The sequence below is a fragment of the Streptomyces sp. NPDC054796 genome, assembly GCF_053611545.1.
This window is the reverse complement of record NZ_JBSHAO010000004.1, coordinates 206,482-221,966: the sequence shown is the minus strand read 5'-3', so window position 1 is coordinate 221,966 and position 15,485 is coordinate 206,482. Positions and strand designations below refer to the sequence as shown.

The window sequence follows — 15,485 nt, the reverse complement described above, 5'->3', positions numbered from 1 at the left end:
GGTTCGGGTCCGGCATGTGCGGGGCCTCTCCGTGGGGCGCGTCTACTTGCGCTTGTAGACCTCGTGGCCGCCGATCTCGTGCATGAGATAGAGCTTCGAGGGCGTATCCGGGTCAGGGAAGGACGCCCGCATCCGGCACTTCTCCACCCGCCCGCTGTCGGGTCTGAACGCGATGTCCGCGCCGGGCCCTTCGTCGGGGAAGTCCTCCAGCTTCCAGGTGCCCGTTCCCGAGATGCGCGCGCCCTCCGCCGGGGCGCCCTCGCCGGGCGCGCAGTCCGCCCCGAGGCTGATGTTCGTCGCGCTGAACCCGCCGTCCTCGCGGAAGTGCATCTCGCCGCCCTGGTCGCCCTTCCAGACCCCGGTGAGGTCGGACTCGTCCACGTCGGGCGGTGGGCCGCCGAGGAAGCCGAAGTACACGATGACGCCGAGCGCGACGACCGCGACCGTGACCCCGCCCACCGCGATGCCCAGAGGGCGCAGCCACCTCCTGGCGCGGGAAGCGTCGGTGGCCGGTGCGTCGTCAGTCGAAGTCATTGAAGTGGTCCTCGTGTGCGTAGTCGTCCGACTGCGCGTAGCGGCGGGCTTCGTCCAGGATGCGCTCCTCGGCCTGCGCATCAGCGCTCGGGCCACCCGGGGTGATCGGTTTCGCCGGGCCCTCGTTCTCCGTCTGACGGCCGAGGTTTCTGCCGTATTCGTTGTTGACCAGGTCCGCCATGTGGTCCGGGTGTGCCGATTTCGGGTGGTACGCCTCGTGCGCGTCGGCCCAGAGCTTCGCCTTGTCCTCTCCCATGAGGTAGGTCAGTTTGGCCTGCCAGATCGCGTGACGGAAGGCGTTCTTGTCGAGGTTCGGGTTCTGCGCTGCCTCTTCCTCCGCCGTCTTCGACGCCCACTCCGAGATCTTCAGATAGGCGGTGCCCTCCAGCGGTCTGCTCTTCATCAGGTCCCGCTCCGCCCATCCGACCTGGCCGACGTACTCCGAGTCCCCCCACCTCGGGTGCTCGCCGTTCTCGTCCCACTCGTACGGCCACCTCGTGTCCTTCTTGTACTGCTTCTCCAGCTCGATGCCGCGGTGCCGGATCGCCGCCCGTCTCAGGTCCGCGAGCGCGTGGTCGCGGTCCTTGATGACGGGTGCGTCGGCGAAGCCGGTCTTCGAGAGGTCGGCCAGCTTGCGCAGGGCCTTCGCCGCGTCGTCGTCGGATGTGGTGGCCTTGTCCAGGAAGCCCGTGACCTCGGTCTTGACGGCCTCCAGCTCGGCGGTCGTGGGCGGGTCCTCGCCCTTGTCCGTCAGCGGTCTGACGAGGAACGCGCCCTCGCCGATGTCCTCGACCGCGATGCCCTTCTTCTTGGCCCGGTCCAGCGCGTCCAGCAGGTCGTTCTGGTAGCCGAAAATCTCGCCCCGCGCGTCCTTGAGGATGTTGTGGACCGAGGTCGCCTGGGAGACCGCGTCGCCGAACTCGGCCGCCGTCTTGGTGACGAACTCCTTCGTGACCGTGGCGTTGAGGCCCGACCAGGTCGCCTTCTTCGCCTTGGCGTCCAGCTCGTCCTCGGCGCGCTTCTTGAGCTTCTCCAGCTTGCGCACCATCTCTTCCCAGTCGGTGATGGCCGCGTCGAGCTTCTTGATCTCGCCGTCGCGTAACGCGCTGAGGTCCATCAGCGGTCGGCCCCCTTGTCGAAGCCGTCCTCCAAGGAGGAGATCTGGCTGATGACGGTGCCGAGATAGCCGTCCCGGTCCTTGTGGACGTGCTTCGTGTAGTCCAGGTGGTTGGAGATGTGGGCGCACGCGTCGAGTACGTTGCGCAGTTGGTCGATCCAGCGCGTCGCCACGTATTCGAGCGCGCCGCCGACGGCGAAGTCCTTCGCCAGTTCCCCGCCCGCCTTGAGGCTGCTGGCGCGGGCGTGGTCGCCGTCCTTGTCCAGGTCGTTGTGGAGCTTGAAGGCGGCATCCCCGATCGCCGCCAGCTCTTTCTGATCTACCGTCAGGTCACCCTTGGGCGGTGGCCCTCCGCTGGGAGGAGCCTGGTTGAGCCGCATCCCCACGGGCTCCCGCTCATTCCGCCCGCCCGTGCCCGCGTTCGTGTCCGGCCCCGTACCGGACTTGATCTGCGCCCATTCGTCCTCGAACGACACGCGTACCACCCCCGTGTGGTCGACCGGCCGTTCCGGCCGATGCGCGGAACGTAGCAAGGGGGACGCACCACACGCACCCCCCTTCTCGGCCAACGCACCGTCAACTCCCCTACGCGTAACGGAGGTTGACGTACCGTCACGCCACCGAGCCGATGCGCCCCGGCAGCGTCGTCACGTCGTGGTGGATGGGGGTGTGCGCGCCCGTGAGGGAGGTGCCCGAGCCGCCGCGGCGGACGGCGACGATCTCGGAGGCGATCGACAGCGCCGTCTCCTCGGGCGTACGCGCCCCCAGGTCGAGGCCGATCGGCGAGTGCAGGCGGGACAGCTCGATCTCCGTCAGCCCCGCCTCGCGCAGCCGCCCGAGCCGGTCCTCGTGAGTACGCCGCGAGCCCATCGCGCCGACGTACGCGACGGGCTGCCGCAGCGCCCGCTCCAGCAGCGGCACATCGAACTTCGCGTCGTGCGTGAGGACGCAGACCACCGTGCGCCCGTCGAGACCCCCCGCGGCGGCACGCTCCTCCAGATGGCGGTGCGGCCAGTCGACGACGACCTCGTCGGCCTCCGGGAAGCGGGCCGCCGTCGCGAAGACGGGGCGCGCGTCGCACACCGTGACGCGGTAGCCGAGGAAGCGCCCGGCGCGCACGAGCGCGGCGGCGAAGTCGATCGCGCCGTACACCAGCATCAGCGGCGGCGGCACGCTCGACTCGACCAGCAGCGTCAGGGGGCTGCCGCAGCGGCTGCCCTCCGCGCCGATCGCGACGGTCGCCGTGCGCCCCGCGTCGAGCAGGGCGCGGGCCTCGGCCGCCGCCGTGGCGTCCAGCGCGGGGTGGCCGCCAAGGGTGCCGGACACCGTGCCATCGGCGCGTACGTGCAGCGCTCCGCCCAGCAGGTCGTCCGGGCCCTCCACGACGCGGGCCACGGCCGCGCTCTCCCCGCGCGCCGCCGCGCCGAGCGCGGCGGCGAAGGTGGCGCGCCGCGCGCTGTCGGCCCGTACCGGCGTGACCAGGATGTCGATGACGCCGCCGCAGGTCAGGCCGACGGCGAACGCGTCCTCGTCGCTGTATCCGAAGCGCTCGGACACGACGGTGTCCTCGGCCAGCGCCTGCCGGCACAGTTCGTAGACCGCGCCCTCCACGCAGCCGCCCGACACGCTGCCGACCGCCTCGCCCGCCGCGTCGACGGCGAGCGCCGCACCCGGCTGCCGGGGCGCACTGCCGCCCACGGCCACGACCGTGGCGACCGCGAAGTCGCGCCCCTCCTCGCACCACTGGTGCAGTTCGGCAGCGATGTCCAGCATCTGGTGCTCCTTAACGTGTAGGGGACGGGTTCGTGGCCGCGCGGTCGTACAGGCGGGCGTTTCGTACGAGCGAGCGTACGGCCGCGCGGCCCGCCCGTTACCTGCCCAGCCAGCCCTCGATCGGGCTGAGCGCGAAGTAGACGAGGAACACGGCCGCCAGTGCCCACATCAGCCAGCCGGGGTCGCGCCACTTCCCCTGGACCGCCTTGATGAGGACGTACGAGACGCAGCCTGCCGCGATGCCCGCCGTGATGGAGTACGTGAACGGCATCAGCACCGTCGTCAGGAAGACCGGGACGGAGGTCGCCGGGTCGTTCCAGTCGATGTGCTGTGCGTTGGTCATCATCATCGAACCGATGACGACCAGCGCGGCAGCCGCCACCTGTGTCGGGATGACCTGCGCCAGTGGGGTGAAGAACAGGCACAGGGTGAAGCCCAGCCCGGTGACGACGCTGGCGAGACCGGTACGCGCTCCGTCCCCGACACCCGCCGTCGACTCCACGAAGACGGTCTGCCCGGAGGCCCCGGCGACGCCGCCGACGACGCCGCCCGCGCCATCGATGGCCAGCGCCTTGTTGAGCCCCGGCATCTTGCCGTCCTTGTCGGCGAGGTCCGCCTGCTGGCCGATGCCGATGATGGTGCCGATGGCGTCGAAGAACCCGGCGAGGACGAGAGTGAAGACGATGACGCCCACCGTGACCGCGCCGACGTCGGCGATGCCGTCGAAGGAGACATTGCCGAACAGCCCGAAGTCGGGGGTGCTGACGACACCGCCGGTGATCTCGGGCGCATTCCTGCCGCCCCAGTCCTTCTTGTCCAGCCCGGCGAACTGGTGCACCGCGGCGGCGAAGAGCGTGCCGCCCACGATGCCGATCAGGATGGCGCCCGGCACGCGCCGCACCTGGAGCATGAAGATCAGCAGCACGGTGACCGCGAAGCACAGCACCGGCCAGCCGGTGAGCATGTCGTGCGTGCCGAGCTGGATCGGCTTCTCGCCCGCGAGCCCGCCGGGCCCCGGCATGCTGGTGACGAAGCCCGCCTGCACGAGCCCGATCAGGGTGACGAACAGGCCGATGCCCATGGTGATGGCGTGCTTCATCGCCAGCGGGATGGCGTCCATGATGAGCCGCCGCAGCCCGGTGACGACGAGCAGGATGATGACGGCACCGTAGATGACGCACATGCCGAACGCGTTGGCCCAGGTCATCTCGGGGGCGACCTGGAAGGCGAGCACGGCGGAGACGCTGAGCCCGGCCGCGAGGGCGAGCGGCACATTGCCGAGCAGGCCCATGACGATGGTGGTGGCCGCGGCGGCGAACGCCGTCGCTGTGGTGACCTGGCCCGCGTCAAGGGTGGCCTTGCTCGCGTCGGGGACGGAGAGGATAACGGGGTTGAGCAGGACGATGTAGGCCATCGCCATGAAGGTGGTGACACCGCCGCGCACCTCGCGGGCGAGCGTCGAGCCTCTGTCGGAGATGTGGAAGTAGCGGTCGAGCCAGGACCGTCCTGCGGGGACGCGTGAGCCGGGGCCCGCGTCCTCCGCCGAGGTCTTCGGCTCCACTTGCGAGTGGGTCATGGTGTGCTGACTCCCAAGGTTCATAGGGGCACCCCTGGCGGAGTGCCGGGGATTTGGGATGCACGACCCGGGGGACGGCCCGAGACGAACGGTGGGGTGGGGGGTATGGGCGGGGGCGGCTGTTGTGAACGCCCCCGCCCGTCGAACGGCCACGCGCCGGCGGGACTACGTGCCCGTCAGGTGCTCCGGGCGGACCGGGACGCGGTTCAGCGCCAGGCCCGTCGCGTCGCGTATGGCCGCGACGACGGCCGGGGTGGACGAGAGCGTCGGGGCCTCGCCGATGCCGCGCAGCCCGTACGGCGCGTGCTCGTCCGCCAGCTCCAGGACATCCACGGGGATGGTGGGGGTGTCGAGGATGGTGGGGATCAGATAGTCCGTGAAGGAGGGGTTGCGGACCTTCGCACTCGGGTCCACCACGATCTCCTCCATGACGGCCAGGCCCAGGCCCTGTGTCGTACCGCCCTGGATCTGGCCGACGGTGGACAGCGGGTTCAGGGACTTGCCGACGTCCTGCGCGCAGGCCAGTTCGATGACCTTGACCAGGCCGAGGTCGGTGTCGACCTCGACCACGGCGCGGTGCGCGGCGAAGCTGTACTGCACGTGCCCGAAGCCCTGCCCGGTCTTCAGGTCGAACGGCTCGGTCGGCCGGTGCCGGAACTCCAGCTCCAGGTCGATGGCCGTGTCGCCCAGCACCTCGGCCAGGTCCGCGACGACCTCACCGCCGTCGGTGACGACCTTCCCGCCCTCAAGGAGGAGTTCGGCACGCGCCCACGCCGGGTGGTACGAGCCGAACTTGGCCCGCCCCAGCTCCAGCACCTTCGCGCGCACGGCCTCGCAGGTGTTCTTGACCGCGCCGCCCGTCATGTACGTCTGCCGGGAAGCGGAGGTGGAGCCCGCCGAGCCGACCTGCGTGTTCGCGGGGTGGATGGTGACGTCGGTGACACCCAGTTCGGTGCGCGCGATCTGCGCGTGCACGGTGACACCGCCCTGGCCGACCTCGGCCATCGCCGTGTGCACCAGCGCGACGGGCCGGCCGCCGACGACTTCGAGGCGCACCCGCGCGGTGGAGTAGTCGTCGAAGCCCTCGGAGAAGCCGACGTTCTTGATGCCCACCGCGTAGCCGACGCCCCGCACGACACCCTCGCCGTGCGTGGTGTTGGACAGGCCGCCCGGCAGCGCCCGCACATCCACGGTCGTACCGCCCGTGCCGGGGTCACCGGAGCCGCCTGAACCGCTCTCCCACTGCTTCTCCGGGGGCAGCGGCATGGCCTTGACGCGGCGCAGGATCTCCGCCACCGGCGCCGGGGAGTCCACCTCCTGGCCCGTGGGCATGACCGAGCCCTGCGACATGGCGTTCTTCTGGCGCAGCTCGACGGGGTCCATGCCCAGCGCCTCGGCGAGCCGGTCCATCTGCGACTCGTACGCGAAGCACGCCTGCACCGCGCCGAAGCCGCGCATGGCCCCGCAGGGCGGGTTGTTGGTGTAGAGCGCGAGTGCTTCGACGTCGACGTTGGGGATGTCGTACGGGCCGACCGCGAGCGAGGCGGCGTTGCCGACGACGGCCGGGGACGAGGAGGCGTAGGCGCCGCCGTCCAGGACGATGCGCGCCGTCATGTAGAGGATCGTGCCGTCGCTGGTGGCGCCGTGCTCGTAGGTGAGCTTGGCGGGGTGGCGGTGCACATGCCCGAAGAACGACTCGTACCGGTTGTAGACGATCTTCACGGGCTTGCCCGTGGCCATCGCCAGCAGGCACGCGTGCGCCTGCATGGACAGGTCCTCGCGGGCCCCGAAGGCGCCGCCGACGCCCGAGAGCGTCAGCCGCACCTTGTCGGCGGGGAGACCGAGGACGGGCGCGAGCTGGTCGCGGTCGACGTGCAGCCACTGGGTGGCGATGTACAGGTCGACACCGCCGTCCTCGGCGGGCACGGCGAGCCCCGACTCCGGGCCGAGGAACGCCTGGTCCTGCATGCCCACTTCGTAGTCGTGCCGCACGACCACGTCGGCCCGCGCCTTCGCCGACGCCACGTCACCGCACTTCACGGGCTGCCGGTGGACGACGTTGGGGTGCGGGGAGTGGGGCGCGTGGTGGTCGTCGCGGCCCGGGTGCAGGAGCGTCGCGTCCGGGCCCGTCGCGCTCTGCTCGTCGTGGACGGGAGGCAGCTCCTCGTAGTCCACGACGATCTTCGCCGCCGCTCGGCGCGCGGTCTCCGGGTGGTCGGCGGCGACGATGGCGACGGCCTCGCCGTGGTAGCGCACCCGGTCCTTGGCCAGCACCGGCTGGTCGTGGATCTCCAGCCCGAAGTGGGTCTTGGCGGGGAGGTCGTCGTGCGTCATCACCGAGTAGACGCCGGGTGTCTTCAGCGCCTCGGACACGTCGACGGAACGGATCAGCGCGTGGGCGTGCGGGCTGCGCAGGGTGAAGCCCCACAGCATGTCCTCGTGCCACAGGTCGGACGAGTAGGCGAACTCGCCGGTGACCTTGAGCGTGCCGTCGGGGCGCAGCGTGGACTCGCCGATGCCGCCCTTCGTGGTGCTGCCCTGGGTGATCTCGGTGGGGGTCCTGGTGGCTCCGGCCATGGTCAGACCGCCTTTTCCGTCGTGGCGTGGTCGCCGCGTGCCGCGGCCAGCCGTACCGCGTCGAGGATCTTCTCGTAGCCGGTGCAGCGGCACAGGTTGCCCGAGAGCGCCTCGCGGATGTCGGCGTCGGACGGCTGCGGGTTGCGCTCGATCAGCTCGTCGGCCGCGACGAGGAGTCCTGGCGTGCAGAAGCCGCACTGGACGGCGCCCGCGTCGATGAACGCCTGCTGGACGGGGGCGAGTTCGGCGCCCGCGTCCTGGGTCGGCTTCGCCTCCCAGCGCTGCTCGGCGGCGGCACTGGTGCGGTGGGCCGCTGCGGCGGGGCCGCCGGTGGCGTCGCTTCCGCAGGCGCCGCTCGCGCAGCCGCCCGCCGCGCGTGCACGTGCCTTCGCGTAGTCCGCGAGCCCTTCGACGGTGACGACCTCGCGGCCCTCGACCTGACCGGCGGCGACGAGACAGGCGCAGACGGGCTCGCCGTCGAGCCGGACCGTACAGGAGCCGCATTCGCCCTGCTCACAGGCGTTCTTCGAGCCGGGCAGGCCCATGCGCTCGCGCAGGACGTAGAGCAGGGACTCGCCCTCCCACACGTCGTCCGCCTCGTGCCGCCGTCCGTTGACGGTGAATGTCACGCGCACTGTGCGCCCCCTTCGCTGGTGTTTCCGCTCGTACGGGCGCCGGTTCCGGCTCCGGTGCCGGTTCCGTTTCCCGAGCCGTTCGCCGGGCCCGTGGCCCGGTAGCTCTCCCAGGCCCAGCCGAGCGTGCGGCGGGCCATGACGCCGACCGCGTGGCGGCGGTAGCGGGCGCTGCCGCGTACGTCGTCGATCGGGTTGCAGGCCCCCGAGCACAGCTCGGCGAACTGCTTCGCGACCGACGGAGTGATGATCTTCCCGCTGTCCCAGAAGCCGCCCTCCTCCAGCGCCGCGTTGAGGAAGTCCTCGGCCGCCGTGGCGCGGAAGGGGGTGGGCGCGGCCGAGCCGACGCCGGTCCGCACGGTGCGCGTGTCCGGGTGCAGCGCGATGCCGAACGCGCAGACCGCGATGACCATGGCGTTGCGGGTGCCGATCTTCGAGAACTGCTGGGGCCCGTCCGCCTTCCTGATGTGCACGGCCCTGATCAGCTCGTCGTCGGCCAGTGCGTTGCGCTTGACCCCCGTGTAGAACTCCTCGGCGGGGATGAGGCGGGTGCCGCGCACCGAGACCGCCTCGACCTCGGTCCCGGCCGCGAGCAGCGCCGGATGCGAGTCCCCGGCGGGCGAGGCCGCCCCGAGGTTGCCGCCGACGCTGCCCCGGTTGCGGATCTGCGGGGAGCCGACGGTGTGGCCCGCGAGGGCGAGCCCCGGCAGCTCGGTACGCAGGTGCTCGATGATGTGCGTGTACGGGACGGAGGCCCCGAGCCGCACGTGTTCCTCGCCGGTCTCCCACTCCCGAAGCTCGGCGATACGGTTCAGGTCCAGCAGGTACTCGGGACGACGGTGGTCGAAGTTGATCTCGACCATGACATCGGTACCGCCCGCGATGGGCACAGCGGTGGGGTGCTCGGCCTTCGCGGCGAGCGCCTCCTCCCAACTGGCGGGGCGCAGGAACTCCATGGTGTCTCTTCTCGATTCGCTGACTTCGCTCGATGCGTCGTACGAGGGGGTGAGGGCGGGGTGGGGTGGGGTGGGGTCGGAGGGGGTACGGGTCGGCCCGCGAGGGCCTGTTCATGTCCTGTTCACGCGATGCCGCCTCAGTACACCGATCCGTGCCCCGCCCGGTGCAGTCACCGAAACCATGAAGCGTTTGGCTGGCCAGCGGCCATGTCTTGTAGATTCGAACGAAAACCGGAGAACAGAAACCTCGCGGCATTCCACCGGCAACACGGCGCACACGGATACCCCGCCGCGCCGCGGGCAGGGCCGAAGGCACGGGGCTTCCGGCCCCGGCCACCACCGGGCGCCTCCCCCACGGGCGCCCACCACCTACCGGGTGCTTCCCACGGGCGCCCATGACCACGTACCGAATCCGACCCGAGCACGACCGAGCACGGCCCGCACACCCCCCGCGGGCACGCCCCGCGCACCCGCGGGCACGGCCGGACCCGGATCCTGACCGAAAGAACGGCGGCGACCACCATGCGGCTGCGCGCACTCCTGGAGACCGGCTCCCTCGGCCTCCGCCTCCTCGGCGGCGAGGACGAGCTGGACCGCACCGTACGCGGCGTCATGACCACCGACCTGCGCGATCCCAGCCGCTACCTCTCCGGGGGCGAGCTGGTGCTGACGGGTCTGGCCTGGCGCCACTCGCCCGAGGACTCCGAGCCCTTCGTCCGCATCCTCGGCGCGGCCGGGGTCGCCGGGCTCGCGGCGGGCGAGGCCGAGACGGGCCCGGTGCCGGAGGACCTGGTGGCGGCCTGTGCCAGGCACCGGCTGCCGCTGTTCTCCGTGTCCGAGGACGTGGCCTTCGCGACGATCACCGAGCACGTCGTGCGACAGGTCTCGACGGAGCGCGCGGGCGATCTGGCCGCCGTGGTGGACCGGCACCGGCGCCTGATGTCCTCGGGCCCGGCCGGGGGCGGCCCCGACGTGGTCCTGGACCTCCTCGTCACCGACCTCGACCTGCGCGCCTGGGTGCTCTCGCCCACGGGGCGCACCGTCGCGGGCTCGGGCGAGCTGGCCCCGGACATCTCCGCGCGGCTCGCGGGCGAGCACCTGGCGGCGGCGCGGACGGGGCGCCTCGGCCCGCACCGGGTCACCGTCGAGGGCGCCACGTACTCGCTGTTCCCCGTCAGCGGCGGGGGCCGCGACCTGCGCGAGACGGTGCTCTCGGACTGGCTGCTGGCCGTCGAGGCCGACGCGGGCGACTGGCCCGCCGAACGGCTGGACCTGCTGCACGGCGTCACCCAGCTCATCGCCGTCGAACGCGACCGGCGCGACGCGTCGCGCACGGTGCGGCGCAGACTCGCGCAAGAGGTGCTCGAACTGGTCCAGACGGGTGCGCCGCCCGCCGAGATCGCGGCGCGGCTGCGCGTCGCGGCGCCCGTGCTGCTGCCCGGCCTAGGGTCCGCGCCGCACTGGCAGGTCGTGGTGGCCCGCGTCGAGTGGGAGGACAGCGCCGTCCCGGGCGGGCCCGTCACCCAGTCGCTGCTGGAGGAGACGCTGGTGGACCCGCGCGCCGACGGCACCGACGTGTCCGACCGCATCGCCGTCGCCCATACGGGTGAGGAGGCGGTGGCGCTGGTGCCGTTGCCCGCGCTCAGCGGGGAGGCGGGGCGGCTGCGGGAGGGCGACGGGGAGGGGTGGACGGGGTCCGCATCCGGGTCCGGCTCGGGGTCGGGGCCCGCCACGGATTCCGGTTCCAGTTCCGGTGCTGGCTCCGGCTCCGCTTCCGTCGCGGAGGCCGGTGCGGAGACGGGCCTGGAGGCCGACGCGCTGCTGGGCGCGCTGCGCGCGACCATGGAACGCGGCCTGGGCGACGACGGCCGCCTCACCCTCGGCGTCAGCGCGCCCGTCCACTCCGCCGAGGGGCTGCGCGGCGCGCTGGAGGAGGCGCGCCACGCCCGTCGCGTCGCCGCCGCGCGGCCGGGGCGGGTCTGCGCGGCGGGCCACGAGGAGCTGGCCTCGCACGTGCTGCTGCTGCCCTTCGTGCCGGACGACGTGCGGCGCGCGTTCACCGCCCGCCTGCTGGCGCCCCTGCACGACTACGACCGCCGCCACCGCGCCGAACTGGTCCCCACCCTGGAGGCGTTCCTCTCCGCCGACGGCTCCTGGACCCGCTGCGCCTCACGCCTGCACCTCCACGTCAACACACTGCGCTACCGCGTGGGGCGGATCGAGCAGTTGACGGGCCGCGATCTGTCGCGGCTGGAGGACAAGCTGGACTTCTTCCTGGCGCTGCGCATGAGCTGAGGGGGCCGGCGGCCGGGGCCGGTGCCTGACGCGACGTCAGGAACGCCCGTCCGCGCGCCCGTCCAGGCGTGCCGACACCTCGCCGAACACATGGGGCGAGGCGCTTTCGATGAACTCGGAGGGGAAGCCGGGCCGGAACCCGGTGACCTCCTCCAGCCTCCGCACCGCGTCCTCGGGCAGCCGCACCTCCGCCGCGCCGAGGTTGTCCGTCAACTGCCCGACCGTACGGGCCCCGACGATGGGGTGCACAGCCGCCGAGTGCGCCCTGGTCCAGGCGATGGCGGCCTGCGAGGGCGTGACCCCCAGCTCGTCGGCGACCTCCTGGACAGCCCGCGCCACGGCGTGCTCGTGCTCGCTGACCGAGTCGACGGAGCGGCGGGTCCCCTCGCCAGGATCGCCCGGACCGCCGGGCCGCGTGTACTTCCCCGAGAGCACCCCGCTCCCCAGCGGCCCCCATGCAGCGACGGTCATCCCGAACGCCTCGGCCATGGGCAGCAGTTCGCGCTCGACGTCGCGGTTGAGCAGGCTGTAGGGAACCTGGAGCCCGGCGAAGGGCGTCCAGTCGCGCCACTCGGCCAAGGTGTTGGCGCGGGCGACGAACCAGGCGGGCGCGTCGGAGATCCCCACGTACAGGATCTTCCCCGCCCGTACGGCGTCGTCCAGCGCCCGCATCGTCTCCTCGACCGGCGTGTGCCGGTCCCACATGTGGACCCAGTACACGTCGATGTGGTCGGTGCGCAGTTGCCGCAGGCTGGTCTCCAGGGAGCGGGTGAGGTTCTTGCGGTGGTTGCCCGCAGCGTTGGGGTCGGTGCCGTCCCGGGTGACGGTGTACTTCGTCGCGACGACGAAGCGGTCCCTGCGCCCCTTGAGCGCCTCGCCGAGGACGGCCTCGCTCTCCCCGTCCCGGTAGTTGACGGCGGTGTCCACGACATTGCCGCCCGCCTCCGCGTACACGTCCACCATGCGCCCGCACTCCTCCGGCGAGACCCCGCCCCCACCGGACTCCCCGAACGTCATGGCGCCCAGAAACAGCTCTGACACCCGGAGTCCGGTCCTGCCGAAGAGTCGGTAGCGCACGGTGGTGTTCCCTCTCGTCGTTGAAACGTGTGGTGGGCGCGGTGGCGGGTGAAGTGCTCAGGAGGTGCGGTACTCGGCCAGCTTTTCCCTGGCCATCGCCGTGAAGGGATGCTCCGCGCCGAGAACCCGCTCCCTGCCTTCGAGTACCGCCGCCATGTGCGCGATGGCCTCTTCCCGCTCGCCCGTCGCGAAGAGCGTGAGGCCCAGCAGGGTCCGGGCCGACAGGGTGACGGGGAACTCCGGCCCGTAGGAGCGCTCGTACGCCGCGCACGCGGCCCGGACCCGGGGCAGCGCCTCGGCGAGCTGCCCCGTGGCGTACAGCGCATGGGCGTAGTTCAGCTCGGCGACCAGGGTGATGGTGTGGTCGGGGCCCAGCTCGCGACGGCAGTCGTCGAGCAGCGCCGGGCCCCTGGCCGCCGCCTCCTCCAGCTCGGCGCCCGTACAGACCTCCAGTTCCACGGTCCGCACGAGCAGAGTGCGCGGGTGCATGGGGCCGAGAGCTTCCGCGTACCCTCGCTCGGCGCGTCGCAGGTGAGGCATCGCTTCTTCCAGGCGTCCCCGCTGCCACAGGGTGAGGGCCAGCCCCTCGCAGACCGCCATGGTCTCCCCGCCGGCCTCGCCGAACACCCGCTCGTCCGCCGCGAGCAGCTCGCGGTACAGGCTCTCGGCCTCCTCGTACCGGCCGAGCCGGTAGAGGGAGCGTGCCACCCGGTAGCGCAGCCGCAGCAGCCACGGGTGGTCGGCCCCGAAACGCCCACCGGCCAGCTCCAGCGCCTTCTCCGCGAGGCTGAGCGACGACGAGCGGTCCCCCGAGCGGTGCAGGGCGACGACGAGCCGTCGCACGCACTCGCCCACCAGCCCGACGGTGTCCCGGCCGACGGAGGGCCAGCTGACGGCCCTGCGCAGCAGCATGAGCGTGTGCGGCACGAGGAGGGCCAGGAACGGGTTCGCGCCCGTACGCTCCGGTTGCTCGGGGAGAACACCGCGCAGCAGCCGGGCCGCGGTGGCGACCGTCTGGTCCCGCTCCCCCTCCGGCACCCCCCGCGCCACGCTGTCCAGCAGCACCGCGTGCGTACGCAGCGTCCTCGGGGTGCCGGGAGTCAGGGACGTGAGGGAGTGGTCGAGGAGGCCGCGCAGGGCCACCTCCACGCGGTGACGGGGGAGGCTCCGGCCCAGTTCCGCGCCCGTCAGGAGGGACACGGGCAGGGGGTCGCCGGCCCAGCAGGAGAGGAGGCGGAGCAGGGTGACCGCTTCGGGGAGGCCCTGGTCGACGAGGGCGTTCAGGGAGAACTGCCAGGTGCGGGAGACGAGATGCCGGGAGTCGTTGCCGCCCAGCGCGTCCGCTCCCTGGTCGATCAGCTCGATCGCGTCGAACCCCGCGCCCCCTTCGAGGTGGCGCCCGTACTCGGACATGGACCACGGCTCGATCACCTGATGGGCCAGGAAGCCACCCGCCAGGGTCAGGGCCAGCGGCAGGCGCCCGAGACGGTCGGCGATGGCCGCGGCCTCCTCCTCCGTGCCGGTCTCGGGCGCGAGGTCGCACAGCACACGCGCGGCCTCCTCGCGCGGCAGCACGCCCAGTTCGAGCAGATCGGCGCCCGGCCACCAGCGGGGTGCCGCCTGGCGGGACGTGACCAGGACGATCCCGCGCGGACTCGTACGCAGCCAGCTTCCGTCGCGCAGCACGGCGGGGTCGTCGGCGTTGTCGAGGACCAGCAGCCAGGGTTCGGCCGACGCGTCGAGACGGTCCCAGACCATGTCGGCCGCCGCGCGCAGCCCGCTGCGCGCGGCCTGCAACTCGCCGTCGCCCGCGCCCCGGTCGGCCGCGACGGCCAGCATTCCGGAGCGCAGAGAGGCGGCGTCGGACGCGTTGACCCACAGACCGGTGCGGGCGCACTCGCCCGTCGCATGCTGGAACACCTCGTAGGCGACCGCCGTCTTGCCGCAGCCGCCGAGGCCGTGCAGCACATAGACCTGGCCGCCCGCCTCCCGCGCGACAGCGGCGCGCAGGCGCGCCATCAGTTCCGTACGGTCACGCAGCCTGGCCGGTACCCGGCCCACGGCAGGGCGGCGCACGGAGTCCGTACCGGTCCAGACCTCGTGCGGCTGGACGCCGTGGTGGTGGTGTTCGGTGATGTGCTGGTCGCCGGTGGCCTGGTAGACGCGGCCCTCGCCCTCGGCCCTTCCGTCGTAGTGTCCGGTCACAGGGCGCCGGCGCTCCTGTCGTTCCCGTCGCGGTGCGTGCCGATGTGCTGGTCGCGTCCGGCCTGGTAGACGCGGGCGCCGCCGGAGGCCGTCGCGTGCTGGGTGACGACGGGGCCCGCCTGGGGTTCCGGTTCCGGGGACAGCTCGGAGAGGAGGCGGCGCAGCTCGTCGGCGACCTCGGGACGGGTGGCGAGCAGCCGCCTGACCCTGCCCTGCCACTCCGCGCCCAGCTCGGCCTCGGCTTCTTCGTCACCGGCTTCGCGCGCGGTGATCAGATCGGCGCGCGACTCCTCCAGCTCGCCCGCGATGGCGTCGGCACGGTCAGGGCGGGCGCGCCGCCACAGGGCGACGAACCGCTCCCTGGCGTTCTCCCATGCCTCCGTGGTCAGCAGGGTGACCAGGGTTGTCCCCGCCGTGCCCGCCAGCGCCGCGATCTCCGGATCCACGAAAAGAAACCCCCGAAACTCCGCCCAGACTGTTCGCGCGCCCAGCCTAGGCGAGCCGGACCTCGCCGTATACGGAGATCTGGTCAACCTCCCTGATGGGGACGGCCGTTGAGGCGGGGACGCCGTCGGGGCGCCGCCGCTCCGCTTCACGCCGGCAGCAGCCGCCAGAGCGCGATCAGCGCGAAGAGCACCGTGAGGCTCGTCAGCACCACCATCGCCGCGGCAGTGGCGCGGCTCGTCCCCTGGGTACCGGGTAAGTGACGTTTACCGTCCACGCGTCCTCTTTTCCCGTACGGC

At 72.2% G+C, this 15,485-nt stretch carries 13 protein-coding genes; 1 reads left to right on the top strand and 12 read right to left on the bottom strand.

What is annotated here, in order from left to right; translation table 11 throughout:
• Positions 1-42: 42 nt before the first annotated feature.
• The 8 genes from ACWGJ2_RS05500 to ACWGJ2_RS05465 all read right to left on the bottom strand — a co-directional run bounded on the left by ACWGJ2_RS05500 (position 43) and on the right by ACWGJ2_RS05465 (position 9,165).
• Positions 43-534 (bottom strand): hypothetical protein, encoded by a 492-nt coding sequence (locus tag ACWGJ2_RS05500; RefSeq protein WP_453344633.1) that lies wholly within the window; start codon positions 532-534, stop codon positions 43-45.
• A complete protein-coding gene (locus ACWGJ2_RS05495; RefSeq protein WP_453344632.1) occupies positions 521-1,651 on the bottom strand; it encodes a DUF6973 domain-containing protein in 1,131 nt (376 codons plus the stop codon). Before ACWGJ2_RS05495 ends, ACWGJ2_RS05500 begins: the two co-directional genes overlap by 14 nt.
• Positions 1,651-2,127 carry a hypothetical protein gene (locus tag ACWGJ2_RS05490; protein ID WP_453344631.1) on the bottom strand — a complete coding sequence of 159 codons (477 nt, stop codon included), beginning with the start codon at positions 2,125-2,127 and terminating at the stop codon, positions 1,651-1,653. Before ACWGJ2_RS05490 ends, ACWGJ2_RS05495 begins: the two co-directional genes overlap by 1 nt.
• A 136-nt stretch (positions 2,128-2,263) precedes the next feature.
• Positions 2,264-3,424 carry an XdhC family protein gene (locus tag ACWGJ2_RS05485; protein WP_453344630.1) on the bottom strand — a complete coding sequence of 387 codons (1,161 nt, stop codon included), beginning with the start codon at positions 3,422-3,424 and terminating at the stop codon, positions 2,264-2,266.
• Positions 3,425-3,521: 97 nt separating this feature from the next.
• Positions 3,522-5,000, bottom strand: a complete 1,479-nt coding sequence (locus ACWGJ2_RS05480; protein ID WP_453344629.1) for an NCS2 family permease — start codon at positions 4,998-5,000, stop codon at positions 3,522-3,524.
• Between the two features lie 165 nt (positions 5,001-5,165).
• Entirely contained in the window at positions 5,166-7,577 is a 2,412-nt protein-coding gene (gene pucD, locus ACWGJ2_RS05475; RefSeq protein ID WP_453344628.1) for a xanthine dehydrogenase subunit D, read from the bottom strand.
• A 2-nt stretch (positions 7,578-7,579) separates the two neighbouring features.
• Complete coding sequence (locus ACWGJ2_RS05470; protein ID WP_453344627.1) at positions 7,580-8,212, bottom strand: (2Fe-2S)-binding protein; 633 nt, start codon at positions 8,210-8,212, stop codon at positions 7,580-7,582.
• Complete coding sequence (locus ACWGJ2_RS05465; RefSeq protein ID WP_453344626.1) at positions 8,203-9,165, bottom strand: FAD binding domain-containing protein; 963 nt, start codon at positions 9,163-9,165, stop codon at positions 8,203-8,205. The genes ACWGJ2_RS05470 and ACWGJ2_RS05465 overlap by 10 nt, the downstream gene beginning before the upstream one ends.
• A 522-nt stretch (positions 9,166-9,687) precedes the next feature.
• On the opposite strand from ACWGJ2_RS05465, the gene ACWGJ2_RS05460 reads away from it, so the two are divergent.
• On the top strand, positions 9,688-11,460 hold the full coding sequence (locus ACWGJ2_RS05460; RefSeq protein WP_453344625.1) for a PucR family transcriptional regulator: 1,773 nt from the start codon (positions 9,688-9,690) through the stop codon (positions 11,458-11,460).
• Positions 11,461-11,496: 36 nt separating this feature from the next.
• Here ACWGJ2_RS05460 and ACWGJ2_RS05455 read toward each other — a convergent pair whose 3' ends face one another.
• From ACWGJ2_RS05455 to ACWGJ2_RS05440, 4 genes are all read right to left on the bottom strand, one after another.
• Entirely contained in the window at positions 11,497-12,537 is a 1,041-nt protein-coding gene (locus ACWGJ2_RS05455) for an aldo/keto reductase (RefSeq protein ID WP_453344624.1), read from the bottom strand.
• A gap of 57 nt (positions 12,538-12,594) precedes the next feature.
• Positions 12,595-14,742 (bottom strand): tetratricopeptide repeat protein, encoded by a 2,148-nt coding sequence (locus ACWGJ2_RS05450; RefSeq protein ID WP_453344623.1) that lies wholly within the window; start codon positions 14,740-14,742, stop codon positions 12,595-12,597.
• Positions 14,739-15,188 (bottom strand): hypothetical protein, encoded by a 450-nt coding sequence (locus ACWGJ2_RS05445; protein WP_453344622.1) that lies wholly within the window; start codon positions 15,186-15,188, stop codon positions 14,739-14,741. The genes ACWGJ2_RS05450 and ACWGJ2_RS05445 overlap by 4 nt, the downstream gene beginning before the upstream one ends.
• A gap of 146 nt (positions 15,189-15,334) precedes the next feature.
• Positions 15,335-15,463 (bottom strand): hypothetical protein, encoded by a 129-nt coding sequence (locus ACWGJ2_RS05440; RefSeq protein WP_453344621.1) that lies wholly within the window; start codon positions 15,461-15,463, stop codon positions 15,335-15,337.
• Positions 15,464-15,485: the final 22 nt, after the last annotated feature.